21 protein-coding genes are annotated in these 22,072 nt (G+C 71.3%); 7 read left to right on the top strand and 14 right to left on the bottom strand.

What is annotated here, in order from left to right; translation table 11 throughout:
* Positions 1-54: 54 nt before the first annotated feature.
* On the bottom strand, positions 55-3,078 hold the full coding sequence (locus tag O2W20_RS09760) for a hypothetical protein (protein ID WP_269172824.1): 3,024 nt from the start codon (positions 3,076-3,078) through the stop codon (positions 55-57).
* Positions 3,079-3,500: 422 nt separating this feature from the next.
* Between O2W20_RS09760 and O2W20_RS09755 the strand changes: the two genes are divergently transcribed.
* Positions 3,501-4,241 carry a hypothetical protein gene (locus O2W20_RS09755; RefSeq protein ID WP_269172825.1) on the top strand — a complete coding sequence of 247 codons (741 nt, stop codon included), beginning with the start codon at positions 3,501-3,503 and terminating at the stop codon, positions 4,239-4,241.
* A 2-nt stretch (positions 4,242-4,243) separates the two neighbouring features.
* Entirely contained in the window at positions 4,244-4,378 is a 135-nt protein-coding gene (locus O2W20_RS09750) for a hypothetical protein (RefSeq protein WP_269172826.1), read from the top strand.
* A gap of 90 nt (positions 4,379-4,468) precedes the next feature.
* On the opposite strand, the gene O2W20_RS09745 is transcribed toward O2W20_RS09750, so the two are convergent.
* Entirely contained in the window at positions 4,469-4,666 is a 198-nt protein-coding gene (locus O2W20_RS09745) for a hypothetical protein (protein ID WP_269172827.1), read from the bottom strand.
* 286 nt (positions 4,667-4,952) lie between these two features.
* Between O2W20_RS09745 and O2W20_RS09740 the strand changes: the two genes are divergently transcribed.
* Complete coding sequence (locus O2W20_RS09740; protein WP_269172828.1) at positions 4,953-5,480, top strand: hypothetical protein; 528 nt, start codon at positions 4,953-4,955, stop codon at positions 5,478-5,480.
* Between the two features lie 423 nt (positions 5,481-5,903).
* On the opposite strand, the gene O2W20_RS09735 is transcribed toward O2W20_RS09740, so the two are convergent.
* The 4 genes from O2W20_RS09735 to O2W20_RS09720 all read right to left on the bottom strand — a co-directional run bounded on the left by O2W20_RS09735 (position 5,904) and on the right by O2W20_RS09720 (position 7,481).
* A complete protein-coding gene (locus tag O2W20_RS09735) occupies positions 5,904-6,083 on the bottom strand; it encodes a hypothetical protein (RefSeq protein ID WP_269172829.1) in 180 nt (59 codons plus the stop codon).
* A 44-nt stretch (positions 6,084-6,127) separates the two neighbouring features.
* A complete protein-coding gene (locus tag O2W20_RS09730; RefSeq protein WP_331254107.1) occupies positions 6,128-6,277 on the bottom strand; it encodes a phosphotransferase in 150 nt (49 codons plus the stop codon).
* Positions 6,278-6,353: 76 nt separating this feature from the next.
* Complete coding sequence (locus O2W20_RS09725; protein ID WP_269172830.1) at positions 6,354-6,479, bottom strand: hypothetical protein; 126 nt, start codon at positions 6,477-6,479, stop codon at positions 6,354-6,356.
* A gap of 369 nt (positions 6,480-6,848) precedes the next feature.
* Positions 6,849-7,481 (bottom strand): DNA N-6-adenine-methyltransferase, encoded by a 633-nt coding sequence (locus O2W20_RS09720; protein ID WP_269172831.1) that lies wholly within the window; start codon positions 7,479-7,481, stop codon positions 6,849-6,851.
* A gap of 379 nt (positions 7,482-7,860) precedes the next feature.
* Here O2W20_RS09720 and O2W20_RS09715 point away from each other — a divergent pair, with 379 nt between their 5' ends.
* A complete protein-coding gene (locus O2W20_RS09715; RefSeq protein WP_269172832.1) occupies positions 7,861-9,717 on the top strand; it encodes a tyrosine-type recombinase/integrase in 1,857 nt (618 codons plus the stop codon).
* Positions 9,718-9,856: 139 nt separating this feature from the next.
* Here the strand turns inward: O2W20_RS09715 and O2W20_RS09710 are convergent, their stop codons facing one another.
* Both O2W20_RS09710 and O2W20_RS09705 read right to left on the bottom strand, forming a co-directional pair.
* Entirely contained in the window at positions 9,857-10,195 is a 339-nt protein-coding gene (locus tag O2W20_RS09710) for a helix-turn-helix domain-containing protein (protein ID WP_269172833.1), read from the bottom strand.
* A gap of 19 nt (positions 10,196-10,214) precedes the next feature.
* The gene (locus tag O2W20_RS09705; RefSeq protein WP_269172834.1) at positions 10,215-11,861 is read right to left on the bottom strand and encodes a DUF2442 domain-containing protein; all 1,647 of its coding nucleotides are present in this window, start codon (positions 11,859-11,861) and stop codon (positions 10,215-10,217) included.
* Positions 11,862-11,966: 105 nt separating this feature from the next.
* On the opposite strand from O2W20_RS09705, the gene O2W20_RS09700 reads away from it, so the two are divergent.
* The 3 genes from O2W20_RS09700 (at position 11,967) to O2W20_RS09690 (ending at position 14,397) form a co-directional block, all read left to right on the top strand.
* Complete coding sequence (locus tag O2W20_RS09700) at positions 11,967-12,386, top strand: hypothetical protein (protein WP_269172835.1); 420 nt, start codon at positions 11,967-11,969, stop codon at positions 12,384-12,386.
* A gap of 1,452 nt (positions 12,387-13,838) precedes the next feature.
* Positions 13,839-14,093 carry a hypothetical protein gene (locus tag O2W20_RS09695; RefSeq protein WP_269172836.1) on the top strand — a complete coding sequence of 85 codons (255 nt, stop codon included), beginning with the start codon at positions 13,839-13,841 and terminating at the stop codon, positions 14,091-14,093.
* 34 nt (positions 14,094-14,127) lie between these two features.
* Positions 14,128-14,397, top strand: a complete 270-nt coding sequence (locus O2W20_RS09690; protein WP_269172837.1) for a hypothetical protein — start codon at positions 14,128-14,130, stop codon at positions 14,395-14,397.
* 76 nt (positions 14,398-14,473) lie between these two features.
* On the opposite strand, the gene O2W20_RS09685 is transcribed toward O2W20_RS09690, so the two are convergent.
* From O2W20_RS09685 to O2W20_RS09660, 6 genes are all read right to left on the bottom strand, one after another.
* Positions 14,474-14,896 (bottom strand): hypothetical protein, encoded by a 423-nt coding sequence (locus O2W20_RS09685; RefSeq protein ID WP_269172838.1) that lies wholly within the window; start codon positions 14,894-14,896, stop codon positions 14,474-14,476.
* A gap of 548 nt (positions 14,897-15,444) precedes the next feature.
* Positions 15,445-16,434 carry a DUF4238 domain-containing protein gene (locus O2W20_RS09680; RefSeq protein WP_269172839.1) on the bottom strand — a complete coding sequence of 330 codons (990 nt, stop codon included), beginning with the start codon at positions 16,432-16,434 and terminating at the stop codon, positions 15,445-15,447.
* A gap of 118 nt (positions 16,435-16,552) precedes the next feature.
* Positions 16,553-17,365, bottom strand: coding sequence for a hypothetical protein (locus O2W20_RS09675; protein WP_269172840.1), 813 nt, complete (start codon positions 17,363-17,365; stop codon positions 16,553-16,555).
* A gap of 368 nt (positions 17,366-17,733) precedes the next feature.
* Positions 17,734-18,615 carry a hypothetical protein gene (locus O2W20_RS09670; RefSeq protein ID WP_269172841.1) on the bottom strand — a complete coding sequence of 294 codons (882 nt, stop codon included), beginning with the start codon at positions 18,613-18,615 and terminating at the stop codon, positions 17,734-17,736.
* Positions 18,616-18,775: 160 nt separating this feature from the next.
* Positions 18,776-19,405 (bottom strand): hypothetical protein, encoded by a 630-nt coding sequence (locus O2W20_RS09665; protein WP_269172842.1) that lies wholly within the window; start codon positions 19,403-19,405, stop codon positions 18,776-18,778.
* 694 nt (positions 19,406-20,099) lie between these two features.
* On the bottom strand, positions 20,100-22,019 hold the full coding sequence (locus tag O2W20_RS09660) for a hypothetical protein (protein WP_269172843.1): 1,920 nt from the start codon (positions 22,017-22,019) through the stop codon (positions 20,100-20,102).
* Between the last annotated feature and the right edge of the window lie 53 nt (positions 22,020-22,072).

The raw sequence follows: 22,072 nt of genomic DNA, 5'->3' as shown, positions 1-22,072 counted from the left end.
GGCGGGCGTTCTCCGCCGCCAAAGGCGCAGTGCCGCTGCCGGCACGCCAGCAGCTCAGGCTTCCTGTCCGTCTGCGGTGAGGCCCACGCGGCGTAGCCGATTCGCCCCTTTCAAATCGCCGGCCCGCTCGCGCAGCTCAGCCAGGGCTGTCAGGCCATCCGGGTCGCCGGCGTCGGCGGCCGCCCGCGCCAGCCGCTGGGCCTCCGCTCGGTCCCCGGCCCACTCCCGCTCATAGGCCAGGCTGACCAGAGCCTGCGGGTGGCCGGCGTCGGCGGCTGCCCGCGCCAGTTGTTCGGCCTTCTCTCGGTGCCCGTCCAGCTCCCGCTCATAGACCAGGCTGACCAGGGCGTCCGGGTGGCCGGCGTCGGCGGCCGCCCGGAACAGTCGCTCGACCTCCGCTCGGTCCCCGGCCCGCTCCCGCCACCAGGCTAGGTGGACCAGGGCCTCCGGGTGGCCGGCCTCGGCGGCCGCCCGCGCCAGTCGCTCGGCCTCCTCCCGGTCCCCGGCCCACTCCCGCTGGCGGGCCAGGTCGGCCAGGGCGCCCGGATCGCCGGCCTCGGCGGCCGCCCGCACCAGCCGCTGGGCCTCCTCCCGATCCCCGGCCCGCTCCCGCAGCTCGGCCAAGTGGGCCAGGGCGCCCGGATCGCCGGCCTCGGCGGCCGCCCGCACCAGCCGCTCGGCCTCCTCCCGGTTCCCGGCCCGCGCTCGCCACAAGGCAAGAGAGGCCAAGGCCCTCCGGTGGCCGGCGTCGGCGGCGGCGCGCACCAGTCGCTCGGCCTCCTCCCGGTCCCCGGCCCGCTCCCGCAGCTCGGCCAGGCCGACCAGGGCGCGCGGGTGGCCGGCGTCGGCGGCCGCCCGCGCCAGTCGCTCGGCCCCCTCCGGATCCCCGGCCCGCTCTCGCAGCTCGGCCAGGTCGACCAGGGCGCGCGGACGGCCGGCGTCGGCGGCCGCCCACGCCAGTCGCTCTGCCTCCGCTCGGTCCCTGGCCCAGATTCGCTGCTCGGCGAAGCGAGCCAGGGTGTCCGGGTGGCCGGCGTCGGCGGCCGCGCGCAGCAGTCGTATGGCCTCCGCTCGGTCCCCGGCCCGCTCCCGCTCATGGGCCACCAGGGCCAGGGCGTCCGGGTAGCCGGCGTCGGCGGCCGCCCGCACCAGACGCTCGGCCTCCTCCCGATCCCCGGCCCGCTTGCGCAGCTCGGCCAAGCGAATCAAGGCGCCCAGATCGCCGGCGTCGGCGGCCGCCTGGTACAGCTCGGCCGCGTGCCGGTATCGCCCGCGAACCTCGGCGCTGCGCGCCAGTGAGTTGCAGGTCTCGGCCTCCGCGCCGGTACCGACTGCTGCGGTCCACAGCGACGCAGGCGGGGCGAGCCGCGCCCGCGTGCGTCGCAAATGCTGTTCCACGAAGTCGGCGAGTTCGACTGCTCCCGGGGTGCCCCGGACCGGTCGGAGCGGACCGGGGACGCCCCATCGGCCCGGTTGCAGCGTGGTGAGGGCGTGCTTCGCCCAGTCGCGGCGACGGGTGCCCGGCAGCGCCACCCAGTCGGGCTCGGCGAGGTAGTCCTCGGCGGCCTGTAGCAGGAACGCCTCGGGTAAAACCCGAGGGTGACCGAGGCGGCGGGCGTCGCCGGCCGCGTTCAGCAGCGCCTGCTCCGGTGCAGTGGCGTTGGTGTAGCGCTCAAGCAGGAACACCCCGCCGGCCAGGTACTGCGTGGGCCGGCCTCGGCCGTAGTCCATCGCGGCGCGCCACCGCGGGTCGCGCTCTGCCGCCTCGGCGACCTGTCCCTCGTACCCCGCGAACGTCTCGGGAAGGCGCAGTTCGTTGCCCACCAAGAGCTCTCGAGCGTGCGGATGCAAAGGCGTGTTGTCACCGTCGACGGCGGTGAGACGCTGCCAGTGCTCCGGCCACAGCGTGCCTAGCGCGAGCACCGGTCCGCGGCTCCGGTCCCGCAGCAGTTCCCGCAACTCCGCAGCCGCCTGCTCGCCCAGGTCCGGATCTCCCTCCGGGACGAGGTAGTCCTGTAGCTCGTTGAGCCACAGCACCGTCCGCGGCGCCAGGACCCCAGAGAGGCTGCGGAGGCCGTTGAGGAGCGCCCGGGCGCGGGTGGGAGCGAGCGGATGCCACAGCTGCCACTCCTCCGGTAGGCGCTGGACCGCCTCCCAGCAGGCGCGGGTCTTGCCGGTCGACGACCCGCCGACGAGCACCACGAACTGGCTGCGCAAGCCGACGGCGTCCACGGTCTGTGTCAACGCCTTGTCGTGCGCGCGCGATACGTACGCCGGCAGCGCCGGCATCTCCCCCCTCGGTGCGCCAGTCGACTCGCCGCGGGATGCCGTGATGGCCGGGTGCACCTCCAGTGCCTTCACCGGATTCAGTTGCCGCCACGATGCCCAGCTGAGGATCGCCGCCTTGGCGGGGACTCGGTCGTTGCGCGGGATTGCCGGACCGCTGTGCCCAGTGGCTTGCTGGTAGTCGGCTTGCCACGGCGCGAGAAGCGCCTCGCGGATCGGCCCGACCGCGGGCGCCTTCGCGCGGGACCGCATGAGTTCGCACGCCAAAACGAACGCCTCGACGGTGGTCCACTGCGGCTCCCCGGAACCGTGCAGCAGGTCGCTGAGGGTCGTCCTCCGCAGAGGCAGGGCATGCAGTTCGGCGAGCTTGACCAGTCGCGCCTGCGGCACCTTCAACTCGCTGAAGAGGTTCTGTAGCTGGCGGCGGAGCTCGGCGATCGGATCGCGCGCCACGTACCACCCTCCCCCAAGTGGCTGGCCATGCCGACGACCGGGAGGGTACCGGCTGGATCGGGTCGTGTCCGGTGTCCGTCCGGTGTCCGGCCAACCGGACCGGACCCAGCCCGCACCTGCGGGCAGGACCGTGGACAGCGACAGCCGCCGCGAACCCGTGGGAGCCGAGATGACAAGCCGTCCCGACACCAGCGCTCCTCGTACCGGTCGACTGAGTGGCGGCGCGGCCACCGCCGTGGCCGCTGCAACAGTTATCACGGCCGCTACACGGGATGGTGGCAACGCGGCACTGGCGGTGCTCGGGGGGCTAGTTGCAGTCGTGCTGGCGCTCGTCGCCACGCTCGCCCTCGTCGCCGCCCTTTCGCGGAGCCGGGTACGACGGGAGGCCGCGTTCTCGGTCCTGGCTCTGCTGGTTGCGACTCGTGGCAACCGAAGGGACACCTAGCGCTCCGTCACCGGCGTGGTTGTCTGCTGCCTAGCACCGTTGCCCGCGGGGCTCAGCACCGAGCTCGTGCCGAGGTCAGTGCAGAACGGACCCCGTGCGGCGGGGCATCGCACAGTCCGTCCCCCAGGTCGCTCACCGTCGGCCCCGCCGACGGAGCGGGAGCCGCAGTGCCGGCTGGGCGATGGCCGGGTTGCGAGCGACGATGACGGCGTACAGGCCGGCTTGCGCGGCTAGCGGTGCCACTGCCGCGGTCGGGTGCCCGGCGGACCAGACCTGCGCCGCGCGCGAGGACGGTCTGCACGCCGGGGTCACCACCTTGATCCGCCTCGCCACCTGGCTGCCCGCCGACAAGGTCGCCGACCTGCGCGAGGTCGACACCGCCTGCGCCAACAGGTTCATCAACGGCAAGTTCGACGGCGAGCCGACGCGTGAGCACAAGCACTGGCGGCGGATGACACTGATCGTCATCTGGCTCACCTTTGACCACCTCGGCATCCCCACCGCCGGCGCGGCCGACGTCGCCGACGGCCCGGCATGGATGGCCGCCGCACAGTGCCGCCGCGGTCCCGCCGGGGAGGTTCCCGCCCCGCAGCTGCTCCGGCTCACCGACCTGCAGCGCGCCCGCGCCGCGAAGGCCCGCTGCGCCGGCAAGAAGCCGCAGCCGACCGACGTGCTGCCCGACCGGCCGCTCACCGAGATCGAGATTGTCGCCGGCCGGCTCACCGTCGCCGGCTGGAACCCGGCCAGCCGCGACCAGGGCACCATCACGTGGGCGCTCGCCGAGGCCGGCGCTGGCGCCGGTGAGATCCCCTGCGTGCGCGGCACCGACTTCGACAACCTGGCCGCACCGACCCATGTGCAGCTCGTCGGCACCCGCGACGCCGCCGCGCGCACCCCCAGGGGCCGCGCGCTGCCGCCTGCGTCCTGCGGAAGCTGCAGCGCGCACCGCCGTGCCCGCCGCCTACACCGGCCGCAACGACCCCGAGGACAAGTACGCCCAGGCGTCCATCGGCGGCAACCTCAACCGCGTCCTCGACGCCGCCGGCATCACCGGTGAGAATGTCGCCCCCGCACTCCGTCCGCCACTGGGCCGGCCGGCATGCCTACGACACCACCGGCCGGCTGCGCGCCGCCGCCGTCCTTGGCCGCGACTGCCTCCACCAGATCGCCCTCGACCCACGCGACGTCGAGTAGCTGCTGCGCAGCAGGCCTCGTACACACCAACCCTCCCCGTCCACGGTCACGATGGACGGGGGTTCATGGTTGGGCTGCCGCCCGGTGGTCTCACTCGGGCGGCAGCAGGTGACGGTTCACTCCCAATCGCCGGCGGCCCTTGTCGGTCAGCACCCGGTACCCGGTGTCGGTGCGGCCCTCGCCGTGCTCGACCTCTACGAGGGCTGCCTGCGCGGTGGAGAAGCCGGCCAGGCCGCGGTTGTCGTACCGGACCGACTGCGCCACGCGGTAGAAGGCGTCCCGGGGCATACGTCCGCCGGCCTTCTCGAACGCGGGCAGGTCGATTGCCTGCCACCGTCGTCGCCCTTCGTTGGTTGCCCGAGATGTCGAGCTCGGTCTCGGCTTCGGGCGCCGCGGGCTCGATGCTCTCCATGTCTCCCAGTCGAGCCACTGGACGACACTCGTCGCCCGGCATTGACATGCGGCCTGCTCCGCCGCCCGAGAACCCACGACCGGGTGGCGATCGGCGGGCCCACCCGAAAGACGCCGTCCGGTCCCCTACGGTCGCCACACAAGTTGACCTGGGGAGACCTCCGTGAACCGCCGCCTTGTCCTCATCGTGACGGCACTGGTGTGCCTGCTGCTGACCAGTTGCGGCCAGGACGCAGCACCAGACAGCGCCACGCCGGGCGGGGACGTTGGTGGGGCCTCGATCGACCTGCCGGCCGGCGACGTCCTCGGCGGTCCGGACGAGACCGGCCAGGAGGACGCCGGCGGCACGCCTGACCGGTTGAGGCCCGACGCCGACGAGGCGGAAGAGGACTCGTCGCTCGCCGAGCACGAGTCCGGCCGGACTAGCTGCTACAGCGCGGGGTCCTGCCAGACCCAGTACGACGACGGTCGCAACAGCAGCTCGGCCTGCTACAACGGCTCCTGCAGCACGCGCTACTCCGACGGCTCAAGCAGCAGCACCATCTGCCGCAACGACGCCTGCAGCACGCGGTACTCCGACGGCACGAGCAGCAACTCCTTCTGCACCGGCATCAGCTGCCGCAACACCTACTCCGACGGCAGCACGAGTGACACCCGGTGCAACAGCATCGACTGCGACACCAACCCGTAAGCCAAGCGGATCAGTCCTAAAGCAGTTCGGCGAGATCGCCGTCGGGCTGGGCGTCGAGCCGCTCGAGGCCGCCGACCTTGCCGAGTAGCGCGGCGCCGGCAGCGAGGCCGGAGGCTGCCGCAGGCCCGGCGGTAGCCTCGCACCGGGCCGCAGACGGCCCCAGATGTCTCATGAGTTGTCTGGAGGGCTTCTGCACCCACCTTCATCCGGGCCCCGCCGAGGAACTGGAGTACTTGTTCTGCTTTCCGGGCGAGCGGCCGGCACGCTGGCGGCGACCTTCTCCCGGGGACATCTGAGCTCGTGCACGACAGGTGTGCTGCCTGCAGCGAGTGCCGTTAGGCACGGGTGAGGCGACTGGCCTCGATGCCGGTGGTCGGCCGGGGTCGCTCCCATCAGTGGCCGTTGCCTAGTGCGTGTAGCCGGTCAAGAAGTCCGTCGAGCGTGCTCTGCAAGCGCCTTCGCCGAGCCCGCGACCTCGCCGGTCAACGTGACGGTGTCGAGTGCGAGGTGGAGCTTGTTGCGCGGTGTGCCCTCCGACATCGGAAGTTGGTCGACCGCGGTACGCGGGAAGACCCCGGCCTGGACGTCGCTGAAGTCGACCACAACAGCGCCGTACGACGGGAGGCAGCTGCCTTGGTTGGCCGGAGTCAGCGGCTCGCACCGGAAAAGAGGTTCCAGGCTGGCTGTAGGTCGCACGCCGGGTCGCCGACGTTGAGGCCGCCGTAGTCGATGATGGCCGAAAGGGGGCCGTCGACAACGGGCAGGTTGCCCGGCAACAGGTCACGCAGCCGATGCATTCGCCTCGTCCGGCCGGGGGTCCCTGGTCCCGCGCTGCTGCGGTCGTCCGCTCACGGCCCGGGTAGCGCGGCGCGGTCAGTCGCAGACGAGACCGGACACCATCGCCGCCACGTCGTCCTCGGTGCCGAAGTCGAAGATCAGGTCGCCGAAGTCGCCGTCGAAGACGCCCAGCGACCTCCCGTCAGCCGGGCCTGCGAGCACCTCCTGTGCGCGGTCGCCGTAGACGTCGACAGCGTCGTGACGGGTCGACCCGATCGTGAGCCCGTCCGTGGTTTGGAGTACCGGCTACACCGGCCCGGCATCGCTGAAGTAGGTCCAGCCCACCAGATGCTCCACCGGTGATCCACTGGCCTCCCAGTTCGGCGGCTGAGGCAGCGGCCTGTCGACGAAGATGACCTCGAGCGCGCGCCACCGCACCAGCCGCCGCTGTTCGCCGTTGGACCCCAGCGGGCCGCAGAGCGTCGGCGTGGTCCATCAAGCATCGGTGTCTGGCCGGCCCAGCTCATCTGTTCCGGTCCGTCGGACTGCCCCTCGTCGACGTCGTCAGGGCCCTATGTCATCGCCCTCAACTCACGTCTGTGCGGGCCAGTGCACCAATGCCGCCCCGAAGGGGGCCACGCCGCCGGAGCTGAACGGGCCGTCGTAGGCGAGCCGGCCGGGAAGAAAGTCGACCTCCGCACCGCCTTCGGCGACCCACCGGATCCACCAGCCGGTGCACGGCGAGGCCGGTATCAGCCCGGTGACCCCGATCCCGCGCACTGCCGTGTCGACGCACCGCTCGAGGAACTGCCCGAGCAGGGATGATGGGAAATAGGGCGGGTTGCAGTACACCGTCTGCCCCGGCTGGACGAGGTCGGCCCAGATCACCGTGCGGGCATCACGCCACTCCTCCACCGGGCTCGTCGGACCGAGCCACTGGTCGACCAGAGCGCTCTCGTGGCAGGCCGCCGCATCCAGCCCGATGTCCCAGGTGTCGAGCACCCGCTTGCGGAGCTCCGGCGGAGTCCACCACTGCGACCGGTCGAGCACCGTCTGGCGTCGCTGCTCGACGCGGCGGCGTCGTGCCCACGTTGCCTGCCTGCACCGCTGCCCGCAGTACTCCCGCGGTCGGCCTGTTCCCGAGTGCACCAACTCCTGCCGGCACCCCGCACACACCCGCCGCCGACCCACGTCCGGAGTCTCTGTTCCGTCGACAAGAGGCATCGACGGAGCACGCCCGTCCACGACGGTCCGTGACCGGAATGTGACGCCGACCGTGGCGACTGCCCATCAGTCCCCCCGGGCTCGCTCCAGGGAGCCTCGTGTCGCCGACCGCCAGCAATCCGACCACCGGACGTGGCGCGTGGCAGAGCCGGGCGGCGCAAGGAACAGGAGAGGCAAGGCGGGTGATACGAACCCTGGCGTCGCAGGTCCGGCTACGGACGGTTTCTGACTGTCCAGCCGTAGTCCCGATAGTTCCTCTTCGCGGGACTACGCCTGGACGCTGACGGATTCGAGTGCAGGTCACGGGCTTGCCGGCACTGATCCGTCAGCGTCAGCCCGACGCCGGGGCACCCGCCCCGACCGGCCTCTGGAGGTCCCGTTGTCCAGCAGTCCCCAGTCGTTCCGTGTCCGTCGCCCGAGCCGGTCCGCTCCCCCGCGCGCCCTGCCGACCGCGGCCACGCCGACCACCCGGGCTCTGGCCCTGCTACTGCGCGAGGACGCCGAGGCCGCCGACGTCACGCCCGAGAACGCCGCCGAGATCGTCGAGGCTGAGCTGGTCGATGACGCCGTCGTACAGCCGGCGTTCGACGACCTGACCGTCGACCGGGTCCTCGACGCGTTCCTCGACGAGAAGACCAAGAAACTGGTGCCGGCCCGGACAGCCGAGTTCACCGACCTCGGCGACGGCACCGCCGAGGAACGCGCTCGGCGGCTCAACCGGGCTCGGATGCTCGACGATCTACGCGCCAGCGCATGGGCCGACGCCACGCTGATCAGCTACGGCGGCCACGTGCGCGCCTGGCGGGACTGGTGCAAGGCCGAGGGCGTCTCGGCGCTCCCGTTCCACGCCGAGAGAGTGGCAGACCACCTGCTCGACTACGCGTTCGTCTGGGACGACGAGGGCGAGGTCGTGCGGGATGCCGACGGCGGCCCGATGCCCGCGGTCAGCGCCGGCACCATCGGCCTCCGCGTCGCCGCCCTCAACAAGGCCGCCGAGTTCATCGGTCTCCCGCGCCCCGGCGACAACGCAGGGATCCAGGAGTTGGTCCGCGGCATCCGGCGCCGGCTGCGCGTCGCGCCCGCCTACCGCAAAGCGGCCCTCGACCTCGACCGGGTGAATGCCTGCCTGTCCGCGGCCAACGGTGCCCGATACACCGCCACCCGCAACCGAGCGGCGGTGCTGACCCGGGCCCGCACCGGCGCCACCGCCGGGCAGCTCGCCCGGCTCGGCTGGCCTGACGTCACTCTGGAGCCTGAGCAGGTCACCCTCGTGCTCGCCCCCGCCCACCGGCACGGCCAGCCGACCGTTGTCGTCCTGCCCGCACACCGCAACCCCGACCTGTGCCTGGTCCACGCGTTGCGCGAGCTGCGGACCATGTCGGTCAAGCTCGACCGGGTGTTCTCCCACCCGGCGCTCCGCACCTCGCGCCGGCCGAAGAAGGGTGAGCCGGCGCGCACGCCGAGCCGCAGCATCGGCGACGCGATGACCCGGCAGGCGCTACACCAGGCCGTACACAGCGCCGCCGCAACGGCCGGCGGCTGGGACGCGTTGCCCACCCTCCCCGACCGGCTGCTCGCCAGACTGCTGGCCGCGGAGTGCCCGATGACTCCGCTAGTGGCCGCCCGCGACCGGGCGCTACTGCTCGCTGGCTTCTACACCGCCGCGCGCCGGTCCAACCTTTCCGCGCTGAACTGGGGCGACGTCACCGACTACGGCGAGGACGGCTGCACCGTCATCTGGCGACGCAGCAAGACCGACCAGGAGGGCCGCGGTCGGGTCAAGTGGCTGCCAGAGGCAGGGCCCGACTCGGACAAGGCCTGCCCGGCCACCGCGCTGCGCGCGTGGAAGGCACAGCTGAGCGCCGCACTCGGCCGCCAGCCGCGCAACGACGAGCCGGTGTTCGTCGCGCTAACCGGCGCCGGCACGCTCAAGGTGGACGAGGACGGCCAGCCAGTCAGGCTCTCCGGCGAGAGCATCAACGACGTCGTCCAGAAGCTCGCAATCGCGGCCGGGCTGATGCGCAAGCCGCAGCCGGGCGAGCGGGCCACCTACGGCGCGCACTCCCTCCGCAGCGGCTTCGTCACCGAGGGACTCCGCAACGACAAGCTGTCGATCGCCGAGGTCCAGGAGGTGACCGACCACAAGTCGGTCAACGTGCTGATGGACTACCGGCGGGAGGTCAATGCGCCGAAGAACAACGCGGCCCGCAAGCTGCTGCTCGGCAAGAACAGCTAGTTTCTCCGTACAGGCGCGGGTGTGGGCGACTGTGGGCGTTGGCCGCCTACCGGGACGGGATGGGTCTCTCTCTGTACAACGCCCGCTGTGGGTTCTTGCAGACGGCGGTAGCGCCCGAGCAGGGCCGGTCGGTGGGAGGTCAGTCGGGCACGTCGGAGAGCCGCGACGCACCGATGGGCCGTCTCGGCACGGAGTGCTTGTCCAACACTCGACAAACCGCCGTCTGCGAGCGGTCAACGAGTTCAGCGATCTCCCGCAACGAGCGGCCGCTGTGGTACTCGGTGACGACGAAGGTTTCGAGCTGCTGCTGTACTGCGCCGGCCTCCGTCGTACCCGAGCGCGCGCTACCGGCGAACTGGGTGCGGCCGTAGGCCAGCCGGGTGGTCGGCTCGAACGCGTCCCGGCGCGGGAACCGGCGGGACGCGTCGGCCAGCGTCACCGGACCGGCGGCCCGGTGCAGTCGGGTGACGGCGGTCATCAGGTGTGCTCCTTCGCATTCACAGCGGCGTGGTGTCCGTGGCTGCCGCCGGGGCGTCGTCGGCGACGACGTTGACCCACCCGCCAACCACCTCGGCGGCCGCCGCGGCGAAGTGGGTCAGCGACCGGTAGCCGGGGTCGTCGGCGGGCAACGTGACGACGACGGTGCCGATGACGTCGACCCGCGGCCGGCTGATCCGGTGGTCGGCGGCCAGCCGCCGCAGTCGGTCACGGGCAGCGAGCACCTCATCTCGGCTGGCGGTCGGCTCGGCCGGTGTTGCCGCGCTGACCGGCCGGCCGGCCCGGCGGAGCTCCACGGGTGAAATGTCCGCACCGTTCGGCCAGACCACGGTGCCCGCGTCGGGGTCGACGGTGACCGTGGCGAACACCGCCGGGTCCCGCAGCGGCCCAAGGGCGGGGCCGTGCAGGTACGGCTCGGCCTTGATCCTCGTCACCGCACCGTCGGCCCAGGTCAGCTGGAGCATGTAGCCAGCGAGCACGCGGACGCCGGTGATGTCGACGAACTGCTCGCCCGTCTCTGTGGACCTGGAGGCGTCACCGGTGCCGGATTCGGCATCCAGCTCGGCCTCGAGTTCGGCCCGGTTGTAGCCGAGTGTGGTGATGACCTTGTCGAGGTCGACGCGCTGCCCGGAGTTGGTCGTGCCCCTCGCCCGGATCAGCGCGACGTCGCCGGCGTCGTCCAAGTGCCGGAGCACCTCCCGCACTCGCTGCCGCTCGTGCTCGGAGAGCACGCCCGCGAACGGGGTGTTCTGCCGGAGCTCGCGCGACAGCGGGGACGGTGAAGTCAGCGCCTCGAGCAGCTCGAGCAGCGGGCCGTCGAGCAGCCGTTCCCACTCGTCGAACCAGGGCAGCGTGGTACCGCGTGCCACGCTTTGCCGCATCCGGCGCAAGTTCTCCCAGGCCAATGCCCGCGCACCCGCGGGGTCGGCGGCGACGCGGCTGGCGACCCCGTAGCCGAGCAGTAGCGAGCGGACCTGATCGCGGGTCAGATGGTCGTCGTGCCCGGTCACAGCCGCTCCCGCCAAGGGGTCCTCGGCCTCCCGCTGGGCCCGGTCGTAGCCGAGTGTGGTGATGACCTCGTCGAGCTCGGTCCGGTGTCCGTTGTCTGAGGCGGCCCTGTGCCGGATCAGCTCAGCGTCGAGCTCCTCGTCCAGCGCCTGCGGGCTGTCGCTCTTGGTTAGCCTCGCCTGCCAGGCTCTGATGTCCCGGCAGCCCGGCGCGGGGCAGTCGCATGGGCAGAGCGGCCAGCGGTGACAGACCTCCGGTAGCGGCGGCAGGTCGCCCAGGAGCGCGCGCAGCGTCCGCTCCACCCGCTGGCGTTCCTCCTCGGAGAGCACCCCGGCGAACGGCATGTTCTGCCGGAGCTCCCGCGACCGCGGGGAGGGTGAGGTCAGCACGGCAAGCAGGTCGAGCAGGGGGCCGTCGAGCAGCGCTGCCCACTGGTCGAGCCGGTCGAGCCACACCGCGGCCCGCGGATCGACCGCGCGCGTCCGGCGCAGGTTCTCCCGGGCCAGAGCCCGAGTGCCGTCAGGGTCGGCGACGACGTGACCGGCGACCAGGTGCGCGCGTAGCAGCCAGCGGACCTGCTCACGGGTCAGTCTTGTCTCGGCGCCCGTCTCGCTGATGCCCGGTCCTGTGGGGTCCACGGCCGCACCGTACGGCTGACCACCGATAGGAACGCCAACTGGACCACCGGGGATCGACGGCACATACCGAACCATTGGCCAGAGCGGTGAGTGAGGATTTGGTCCGTGGACAGCCCGCCGCCCCCCGTGCACATCGACCTGCCCGGTGTACACCCCCAGGAGGTCGACGAGGTGGGCCCGTGGGTGTTCCTCGACGAGGCGGCGGACCCGTCGGTGGTCTTCCCTGACGCGGTACTGATCGGCGGGGACGAGGAAGAGCCGCTGGTAGTCCGCGTCCTAGACATCGCCGGCGAGAACCCGGACCGGCGCGTACGCGTCGATGTCTTGGGCGTGCTGATCGCTGCCGATCTGAACTTCGAGTCGGACGAGGCCGGCGTCGTCCTGGCGAGGATGCCCGCCACGGTGCCGTCCATCGGCGCGGAGGCGTTCGCCGGCACAAGCCGCGCCGCCTGGTCACGCGCCCGAGTCGAGGCGGTGGAAGGCGGCTGGCTGCAGCTGCGGCTGCTCGCGACGCCGGACGCCTGATGACTACCCGCATTCCAACAGGGAAGGACGCACAACGGCCAGAAGTTGCTACTCGGGAGACGGCTCCGGAGATGATCGGTCCGTGTGGAACGAAGGGACGCCATTGACGGTCGTGTGTTGTCCGGAAGATGGCGCCGCTCCTGTCGTCAAGCTGACTGCACAGATGACCTCTATGGCTGGGCGCCGCAACGTGACAAGTTGAAACCGACGGAGGGAAAAGTGAGATGACGACATTTCTTGACCATCGTCCCCCTGGCCCGCCGCCCCCGGAGCCCACGGGGCCGCCAGGATGGCCAGGGGGACGATGCCCCCACTGCGGAACTCGTGGCTCCCAACACCTCCCCGGCTGCCCTAACTCCTAGCCTCGGTCGGGAAGGACCAGGAGCGTCCTCCGCAGCATGGGTTCCTGGTCAAGCGGATGAAGCGTCCGGAGGTGGGTCCGTGGCCGGCAGTTCAGGCGGCGGAGACACCGCTGGGCCGGATAGCCACCGCAGTAGCCACCGAGGTCCGCGGCCGTGAGCTCCAGCAAGCCATAAGGCCTCTCCCATACCTGCCAGGATCCCAACCGCTGCGGCCAACCACCGAAGCGCTGGCTGCGCGGCATCGGCAGCAGGCATGAGGGCCACCGCGACGCCGAACCACAGCAAGATGATGCCTACTCCGTACGCCCATCGGGCGCGGTTGGCCCACATGTCATGGCTCGCGCGGTCCTGCCACTGGTCGGCGCGCGCCCGTTCATTGCGCATCTTGGTGGGCATGTCGGGCCACCACTGCTCGATCTCCTGCGGAGTGGATGCGAACTGACGGGCCCAAAACCCGCACTGAACAGCCGTCACGAGTACAAGCAGGGCGACCAGCATGATCAAAAGGGTCAGCCCCGGATAACGCACGGACTTCACCACGAGGCCGATGAAGACCAGGGCGCCGCTCGCGAGCAATGGAGCCGCAACCGACGACATGGCTTGAATAGCTGCGGCGTCTCCGTACCGGTAGGGCACGTTATACCGTCTGGCCGGCTCCACCATCGGGTCAAACTAGCCACAGGGGCACCCCGAAGCGAGGTACGGGTTCCCGACGCCGCGGTCGCTGCACCGACGGTACATGTCAGATAGCCGCCAGTTCCCGGCCGCAACGCACCCGTCCAACGGGGTGCTGGACAGGTTGTGCCGCGGGCTGTGGCACAACTAGCCGCGACCGACTTCTACGCATCCTCTGCCGCAAATCCCCGCTCACGGGGCCAGCAGGGCGCGACACCAGTCGCCCCCCTACGGTCAGAGGCCGACGTCACGGCCGCCTCTGCAGACAGCGCAGACGTCGAACTTCACCCAGAGGCGTTGCCGATGCTCCGGGCCAGCCACGGCAAGTACTGCCGAGCCGGCAACACCCCCTTCGTCGAACACACGTACGGAACGACTTCAGTGTCGCTCGGCGACCGCACTTACGGTTCGGAGCGTGTGGACGCCGACGGCAGATGAACGGCTCGCCGAACAACTGCAGGCCGCGCTCGCCCGGCCGCACGCGTCCCACGTGTCGCCACCACGGCCGGTGGCGCTTGCAACCGAGGACAAGGTCGTGGGTTGGCTGTGGGGCCGACTGCAGACAGAGGAGGGTGCCTGGCTCGGCCCGGCCACCATGTACTACGGAACGTTGTTCGACGGGGCCGAGCTCGGCTGGCACCCGGGCACACGGCTCCGCACGCTCGACTGACCGACACCTCATGGACTGCGGCTACGGTGCGGGCGTGGCCGCCGACCAGCGGCCTCGGTTGCTGACCGAGCTCCGCAAGGCCGCCGCGGCCCGGCGGGCAGCCCGCCGGCGGATCGCTGACCTAACCGCTGAGCACGGGCTCGGGTCCGCCGGGCACCCGGCGGCCTGGGATCGCTACCGGGCTGTGAACGACCGCTGGTCGACGCTGATCCGCGAAGCCGCGACTGCCGGCCACACACTGGCCGACGTGGCCCGTGCCGCCGGCTGCGCCCGCCCCTCGGTGTACCGCCACCTCAAGCGCTGACCTCGCCTCCCACCCACACCGACAGGAGCCAGACGACGGGTTCGGTCGGTGGCCACCGACCGCCACAGCGGACCGGTCAAGCCGCGTTCGGGGTGGAGAACCGCTGCGCGGCGCGCAGGGCACGCTTCGGCTGCGTCCGCACCACCTCGTGGGGCACCCCACCGGAGAGCAGGCCGCTCGGCGAGGTCAGCCATGTCCACAGCTGCCAGCCGTCGACCCCGCCGACGGCCAGCGCCTCGAGCAGCGGCCGCAGCTCCGGGCGCAGCGACTTGTCGGCGGCGAACTGGAACGCGGGCACGATCGTCTGCCCGTCGTGAGTGAGGGTGAACAGCTCACGGGCGGCGCACGTGCGCGCGACCCAGGTGCGCGTGCTGGAGGCCTGCCGGTCACCGCGCAGCCGCTGCAGGGTGTCGTAGGTGAACACCTCGGTGGCCAGCAGACGAGCCCGGTGCGCGGCCAGCCGCTGGGCCCCACCCGCACTTCCACCGGTGACCGTCATGGCTCCCACTGTGCCGGACTGACCCGATCTAGGCACCCAGGCCAACACTCCCTGCCGAGGTCACGGCGGGCCGACTCGCCGCGGCTCCTGCGTTGGCAGCGGCGGCGAGAAGATCGCCTCGTGGACGTTGCCACGGATCGGTCGCAGCTGCTCCGCTCGAGCTGTCAGCCAGCCGGGCGGCGGCTGCAGCTCGGGCCGGCTCCGTAGCCACGGAGGCCCACTGGTCACCCACATCTCCCGTGCTCGTTGCGGGCTTCGTTCCGCTCCCGGTGCAGCCGATCGATCAGCTCACCGGCGAAGGCGGAGCGTAAGCACTCGAGGCAGCGGTGCACATGGTGTCCGGCGGCTCCCTCCAGTCGATACAGCGGCCGATCGAGGTCGCAGCCGCCGCAGTAGTCCGGCGGCGATGGCTCCGGCGGGCGGGAATGCGCGGATCATGCCGAGCAGCTATGACGGCCGCACCCGACTTCCACGCCCGCACGGTGATGGCGCTGCTGCGCGTCGGGGTCGACCGACAAAGTCTAGGGCGGCTCAAGAAGGAGCGGTGCTCACTCGTCCACCGGCGAGTGCGCGGGCAGCCCGGAGGTCCGACCTTGCTGCTTGGCGAACGCCTCGATCAGCGCCTCGACGTGCTCGTGGCTGACGTCGATCTCGGCCCCGGAGGGTTCTGGAAGCGCGATCCCAGCCAGTGGGTCGTCGTCGGGGTGGTGCAGTAGCAACTCCCGTGCGTTCCTGGCGGTGATCTCGTTGTAAAGGCGTGCCGCACGGGCGGTGCCGACTCTTGCGCCCTCCTCAATGCCGATCGGATTTCCGAGGGGACCGAGCATGAGCGCGACTCGCCGCGAGAGCGGCATGAAGATGTGCTCGGCTGACCCAAAGCCGACGCCGTCCAGGGGCACCTCCGGACCTGGTATGAGTGCGACGGGGGTGTCACTGGTCGCCAACGCCTTGCGCTCGAACCGGGTCACGACCCAGGGGCGCCCCAGGGCCAAGTTGGTCAGCCCGGGCAGCATCGCCGCGATGTTGGTCAGGTGCCCCTGCGAGTTCACCGTGCGGGTGTCGGCGGTCGCCAGCATCTCGGCCCGCTTCGCCTCCACCTCAGCGTCTGGTGTGGTGGCCGGTAGCCGCAGCCGTTCACGAACATCTGAGGTGCTCTCCACGCCGAACTGCAGCTTGCCCATGGATCGCGCGATGTCCTCGAACGCCCGGCGTGATGCCTTGGTGCGGATGAACTGCGCGGCGATCCACTGGCAGATCAGGACCCGGTCCTCGTCGGCCGGGACGAGTCCCTGGTCGACCACCCGCTTGAAGGCGCCCTCGGAGTCGCCTTCGAGCTGAGAGAGGGCCTTCTCGTAGGCGTCTTCCTCTAGGTCGGGCAGCTCGGTGCTGTAGAAGTGCTTCTGCACCGTGGCGTCGTTGACGGAGACCAGGTGGCGCTGACCCGTCAAGCGGACGCAGGCGAGCTGCTCGTCCCTGGCGAACCGGCGCAGGTATGCCTTGTTGACCAGGTGGTGTCGAACCGGCGGTTTCTGGGGCACACGCCCATCGTGACCTACCGCACTGACGTATTCCCGTGGCGATGAGTCGGCGCAGAGACTTGCCGCGGCTCGGTGCCGTGCTGGCCGAGGCGCTGGACGGTCCGGCCGAGGACATCACCTACGTCTGATACTCCGGGTCGATCCAGGGCCGGGCGGCTAGGGCTGCTGCCTGGTACATCCGGCTCAGCTCGCAGAAGTTGAGGTCTCGGCCCTTGTGGTCGCGGAACACCACGGCGAGGGGCCAGTTCAGCTTGACCAGCCACTCGTCGGGCACGGGGCCAAGGAACCGGTAGCGGGTGGCCTCGTCGCCGGGGGTGAGCAACGTGCTCCGAGGAGGTGTCCAAACGATCTCCACCCGCGTCGTCGCTGGGAGGACCTCCAGCACCCGCTGGTCGGCGTCCGGGGCGGTGTAGGCGATGGCGGCGTGCAACATCTGGTGCTTGTCGGCGTTGTTCACCCGCCCCACCAGCGCGAGTGGATCGCGGGCGGGGTCGTCGGCGTGGAGTGGCTGCACGTCGTGGATCAGGTCGAGGTCCTCGCCTGTCACACCGGCCAGCGGCCCGTCTGCTGGCCAGGGGGCGGCGACCGAGCACGCCCACTCGTTGGCGTGGGTGGTCAACGGGAACTTGTGGTGGCTCCTGGGGGCGCCGCCGTTGCGCACGACGAGCGCGGTGACGAGGTTGTCCAGCGCGCTCCGGGCGTTGTGCGCGAACTCGCCCAACATGAGGCTCATTGCGGGGTGCGGCTCCGCCGTCGGCCAGTAGTGGGACGAGAACGTGCCGTCAGCCTTTGCCGTGGGGCGGCCCTCGGTCGGCGAGGTCAGGACCTGCTCGATCTCCTCGAATAGGCCCTCGTACAGCACTCGGGCCCGGACGAGCTTGTGGGCCACGCCCAGGAGGACTTCGTCGGGATCGATCTCGTGAGCCGTCACGTACCGATCATCAGGCCCACCCGGACACAAAAGGTGCCGGAGCCTCGCCGGTCGGGCGCTATGTGGGCACTCAGGCCCTACGTGCGGCGGCGTAGGCGTCTAGGCCGGGAAGATCGAGATGGACTCTGGGATTGGCCACTGGTTCCTCCTCGGCGTCAGGCCCCAGAGTCGTTCCATCGCACCATCAGCGACACGGTGTCGCCGTCGACTGAGTCGACGATCACCCGCCGGGAGCTCGCCGTCGGTCGCCTCGACCACGTCACCGGACGTCAGCTCCACCGGCGGGGAGATGCTTCCGCGGGAGGCCAGCGCGCGGACCCCGTCCGGGCTCAGGTAGAAGTCGACGTGGAACCGCGCCTTCGCCCCAGCTACGGGTCCTCCCGCTCGGTCAGTGCCCGGTAGCGGTCCCACAGCGACGACCACCGCATCAGGTCATCGATCTCGACGAGTTGGCCGTCGGCGTCGTGGAACTCGGCGACTTCCAGCATCCGCTCGCTGGGCGTGCTGTAGCGCTGCTCGAAGGCGCGGAGTTCGGCGTGCATCTCCTCGGTCTCGCCGGCCGTGATCTGTCGCCACACCAGCGGCGGCGGCAGTGCACGCTCCCGGGCACCTCCGTGTTCGCGGCAGCGGGCGCGGAGCCGCCGCATCACCGCATCCATCTCTGCTGCGCCGATCGGTGCGTGCTTCGCTTCGAACTCGGCGAGCAACTCATCCAACGCGGTCAGCCTGCGCGCCGCTGACTCCGCATCCCCGGCCCGGTCCTCCGCGCGGGCCTGCTCCGACCTCGGCCCCGGCCCGGCATGCCCACCGCGGGGAGCCACGCCGTTGCCTGGCCGACCGGCGATCTCGAGGACGCTGTAGAGCTCGTTGACGGCGAAGAACTCCTCGGACTCCACGAGCCGGCCGTCGGCGCCCCGGAAGGCATCGGGGTAGTTGCCCGCGCAGATTCCGGGGTGCGCGGCCTCGAACGGGGCCACTGCGGCGCGGACCGCATCCAGGTCGACCGCGGTGCACCTGGTCCGGTCGGCGCGAGTCCTTCCTAACGGGCCCGGCTCGTCCAGCAGCTCGAGCTCGACCTCGGGGTCGTCGACGGCCAGCACGCGGGCACGGGCCGGGGTGACGTCATCGCCGAGCACCACCACGGTGTCGCCGGCGCGCAGCTGCCGGCGGATCGGCGCTCCCACGCGGATGCGGAACCGGCGCGCCTGGCCGACCAAAGACCAGTCGACGAACAGCTCAACCGTGGCCACGTTCTTGACCGTACGGAACCAGCCCGCCCTTGCTCCACCTAAATCGGGACCGAGTCCGGGACCGGACCTCGCACTGGCGTCCCTCGCGGCGAAGCTGTCCCAGCAGCCCATTTGAAGTGACGGACGAACCGTGTTCCCCGCCTCTGTTGCATCTGCGTGGTCAGCCGGTGCGGTTCCAGGTGCCGCAGTCGTCGGTGGCGAACGCGACGTCGGTCGGCAGAACGTCCACGTAGGCCTGTCCGTCGGGGAACTCCCAGGCCAGGACGGCGTCGTAGTCGCCGGTCAGATCGCTGAGTCGCTGCCAGGAGCAGCCCGAGCCGCCGAGGGCGCGGTAGGTTCCCGGTTGGATGTCGGAGCCGACCAGGTAGGCGCCGTCGTCGAATGCGCCGCTGACGTCGGGAACGTCGCCCGTCGCCGGCGTCCACCGGCCGCAGTCATCGGTAGCGAACGCGACGTCGGTCGGCAGAACGTCCACGTAGGCCTGCCCGTCGGGGAACTCCCAGGCCAGGACGGCGTCGTAGTCGCCGGTCAGATCGCTGAGCCGCTGCCAGGAGCAGGAGCGCGCACCGTCGGCCCGGTACCGGCCCGGCGAGATGTCGGTGCCGACCAGGTACGTGCCGTCCCCGAAGCCTGGTGGCTGCGGGGTCGACTCGGCCGTCTCCGGAACGGCGGACTCCGCCGGCGCTGCCGCAGCGATGGGATCGGCGTCAGGGGACGGCTCACCGGAGGACCGGAGGTCGGCAAGGAGCGCACCGACGAGGAGGAGCGGCACCACGACGCCGGTGATCACACCCAGGATCCAGTACTGCGGCCGGCCCGGCGGTGGCCCGCCAGGCGGCCCGGGCGGCGGACCCCAGCCCGGTGGCGGTGCGCCCGTTGGCGGTCGCCACCCCGGCGGTGACGCAGGGACGCCTGGTGGCGGGCCTCCGGTCGGCGGACGCCAGCTCGGCGGACCCCAGCTCGGCGGCGGCCAGCCCGCTGGCGCGGCCGGTGCAGCCCAAGGCGGTGGTGGGTGCGGGCTACCCGGCGCGGGCCGCCCCTCCCCGGGCAGGGCGCCGCCTGGCGGCTGGGTCATCCACTCGGTCCTCTCGTCGGTCGATGTCGCCGCGGCAGTATCCGTCCCGGCTGTCCTCGTCGACGCGCGCACGAAGCAGAAGTAGCCCCAAAGAAGGTGCTCAAGCCCAGCAGCCCGACGACGACAGCGGCGGAGCCGTCGCCTTGAGGGCACGGGCGTGCTCAGCCGGTCGGCCTTCCAGTTGCATGGTCCCGCGATGACGAATCCGCCAGTACCACGGCGGTCGACCCCGCCGAGTACGCAGACGCAGTCCTCGACGCCTTCGACGCCACCTACCCCACCACCGGCACCGTAAGAACTCCACCAAGCCGGTGCTCCGCTCCTGGTTAGAGCAACGGTGAGCACCCCGCCGGGGCCTGCACCCTTCGACCGCCCAGCGGTCACCACCACCGGTCGGTCGCGGGAAGGTTCAGTTGCAGCCCTGCCCCGACGACATCGCCACCACATCCCCGCCGGTGTCGAACTCGACGACCAGGTTGCTGAAGTCGCCGAAGGACACCCCCAGCGCCCCGACGGCGGATCCGCCGAAGACCCCCACCTCCGACGCCTGGTCGCCGTAGACGTCGAGCACGTCCTGCCGGCTGGACCCCAGCGTCAGCCCCTCGGCGGTCGCCAGCACCGGCCGCACCGGGCCTGCGGCCGGCTGCAGGTAGCTCCATCCGGCCAGGTACTCCACCGGCGCGTCGGTGGTCGACCCGTCCGGCTGCGGCTGCGGTTGATCCAGGAACATCACCTCGAGGTCACCCCACCGCACCAGCCGCCACAGGGCGCCGCTGTTGCCCAGCGGCCCGCACATCGTCGGGGTCACCCAGCCGGAGTCGTCGTCGGGTGCGCCGAGTTCGGCGCGCAGGTAGGTCAGCGACCGGTCGGCGTCCTCGAAGACCGCCAGGTCCCCCAGCGAGCCGCCGAGTCCCAGGGCGACCGACCCGGCGGCACGTGGGGGCAACGGTGGCCACAGCGTCACCGTCCACGCGCCCTCGCCCAGTGCCATCGTCGTGGCCAGGTCGGTGAGCACGAACGTCGCTTGACCGATCGCCAGCAGCGGCCCGCCGCGGTGCTTGGCCGAGGTGGCCAGCCGGGTGACGTCGCCGCGCATCCGGTTCCACGCCTGCGCCGGCACATTGGCCTCTAGCACGTCGAAGACCGCCTGCGGGTTGCTCACCACGCAGCCGACCAGTTCCAGGGTCAGCTCCCCGACCCCGGCCGCGGTCCCGTCGGTCGACGCCGAACTGGTCTGCACACAGCCGACCAGCAGCGCCAGGCTCAGCATGGTCGCCGCCTTCGACAGCGACTCGTTGCGGTCCTTCAGCGACATGACCAGCCCGGTCGCACTGAGTGCGGCACCGTAGGCGGCGCCCAGTGCCGGCATCCGGCCACGAACGGTCAACGGTCCGGCGTCGGTGACCATGTCCTGGGTGAAGCCGATGTGCACCTCCGACCCGGGGAACAGCAGCCAGGTCCGTGACTGTTCGGCCTCGGGTACCGCGAAGACCGGCAACACTCGCGAGGTCAGGTTGGTCGCCCAGTCCACCACCGCGCCGCCGTCGAACAGCAGCGGCTGCCACGCCCACTTCGGGGTCACCGGGGACGACACCAGGATCGCTCCGCCGCGGTTGTTCACCACCTTGACCACCGAGTCCTCGGGGCTGCTCGGATCGCGGCCCACGCACACCAGCAGCGGCCCGTTGATGTCGTCGAGGAAGGTCGGCTCCTCGGTCATCCACGCCGGCGGTGGGCTCGTGCACGACGGCGGGTCGGTGCGCTGGTCGAAGACCTTGCCGATCGTGTTGGTGACGGCGTCGGCGGCGACCCGCAGCCAGCTTTTGAAGCTCAGGTGATCGGTGGTGACGGTGGCCACCGTGCGGTCGGCGTTGAGTTCGGCCACCCGCACGTGGGCGGCCGAAGGCGGGCTGTCGCCAGCGGCAGCGGCCAGCACCTCCTCGGCGGTGGCGGTGTCGTCGGCCAGGAAGAGCACCTCACCGGCCGGCAGCGGCTCCTCGAGCCGGTAGGTGAAGGTGACCGGTACGGCCGGCCGCCCAGACTCAAGGGCGACGTCGGCGGCGGCCAGCAGTGAGACCCCCTCGAGGTCCCACAGCCCGTCGGCGGCACCGTCGACGGTGTCGATGAAGATCTCGGTTCCCGCGGGCGCGGCGGCGGCCGGCACCTGCACCGACCACTGGTCGGTGACGGGGACATCGGTCGTCCCCTCGGCAGCGACCGTCGGCACGGCCGGTTCCGCGGTGGGTTCCTCAGCGGTGGCAGTGCAGCCGACGAGGACCGCGACGACGACGGCGACCGCAAGCCACCGGCGAACCCGGACGACGGTCATGGGTGGTGCGTGTGCATGGCGGAGTGCTCCCCGTGGCCATGAAGGTCGTCACA

Origin of the sequence: Modestobacter sp. VKM Ac-2982, assembly GCF_026967935.1 — a bacterium.
GTDB lineage: Bacteria > Actinomycetota > Actinomycetes > Mycobacteriales > Geodermatophilaceae > Modestobacter.
Note: the sequence above shows the minus strand (reverse complement) of the source record. Positions and strands in the feature narration are given on the sequence as shown.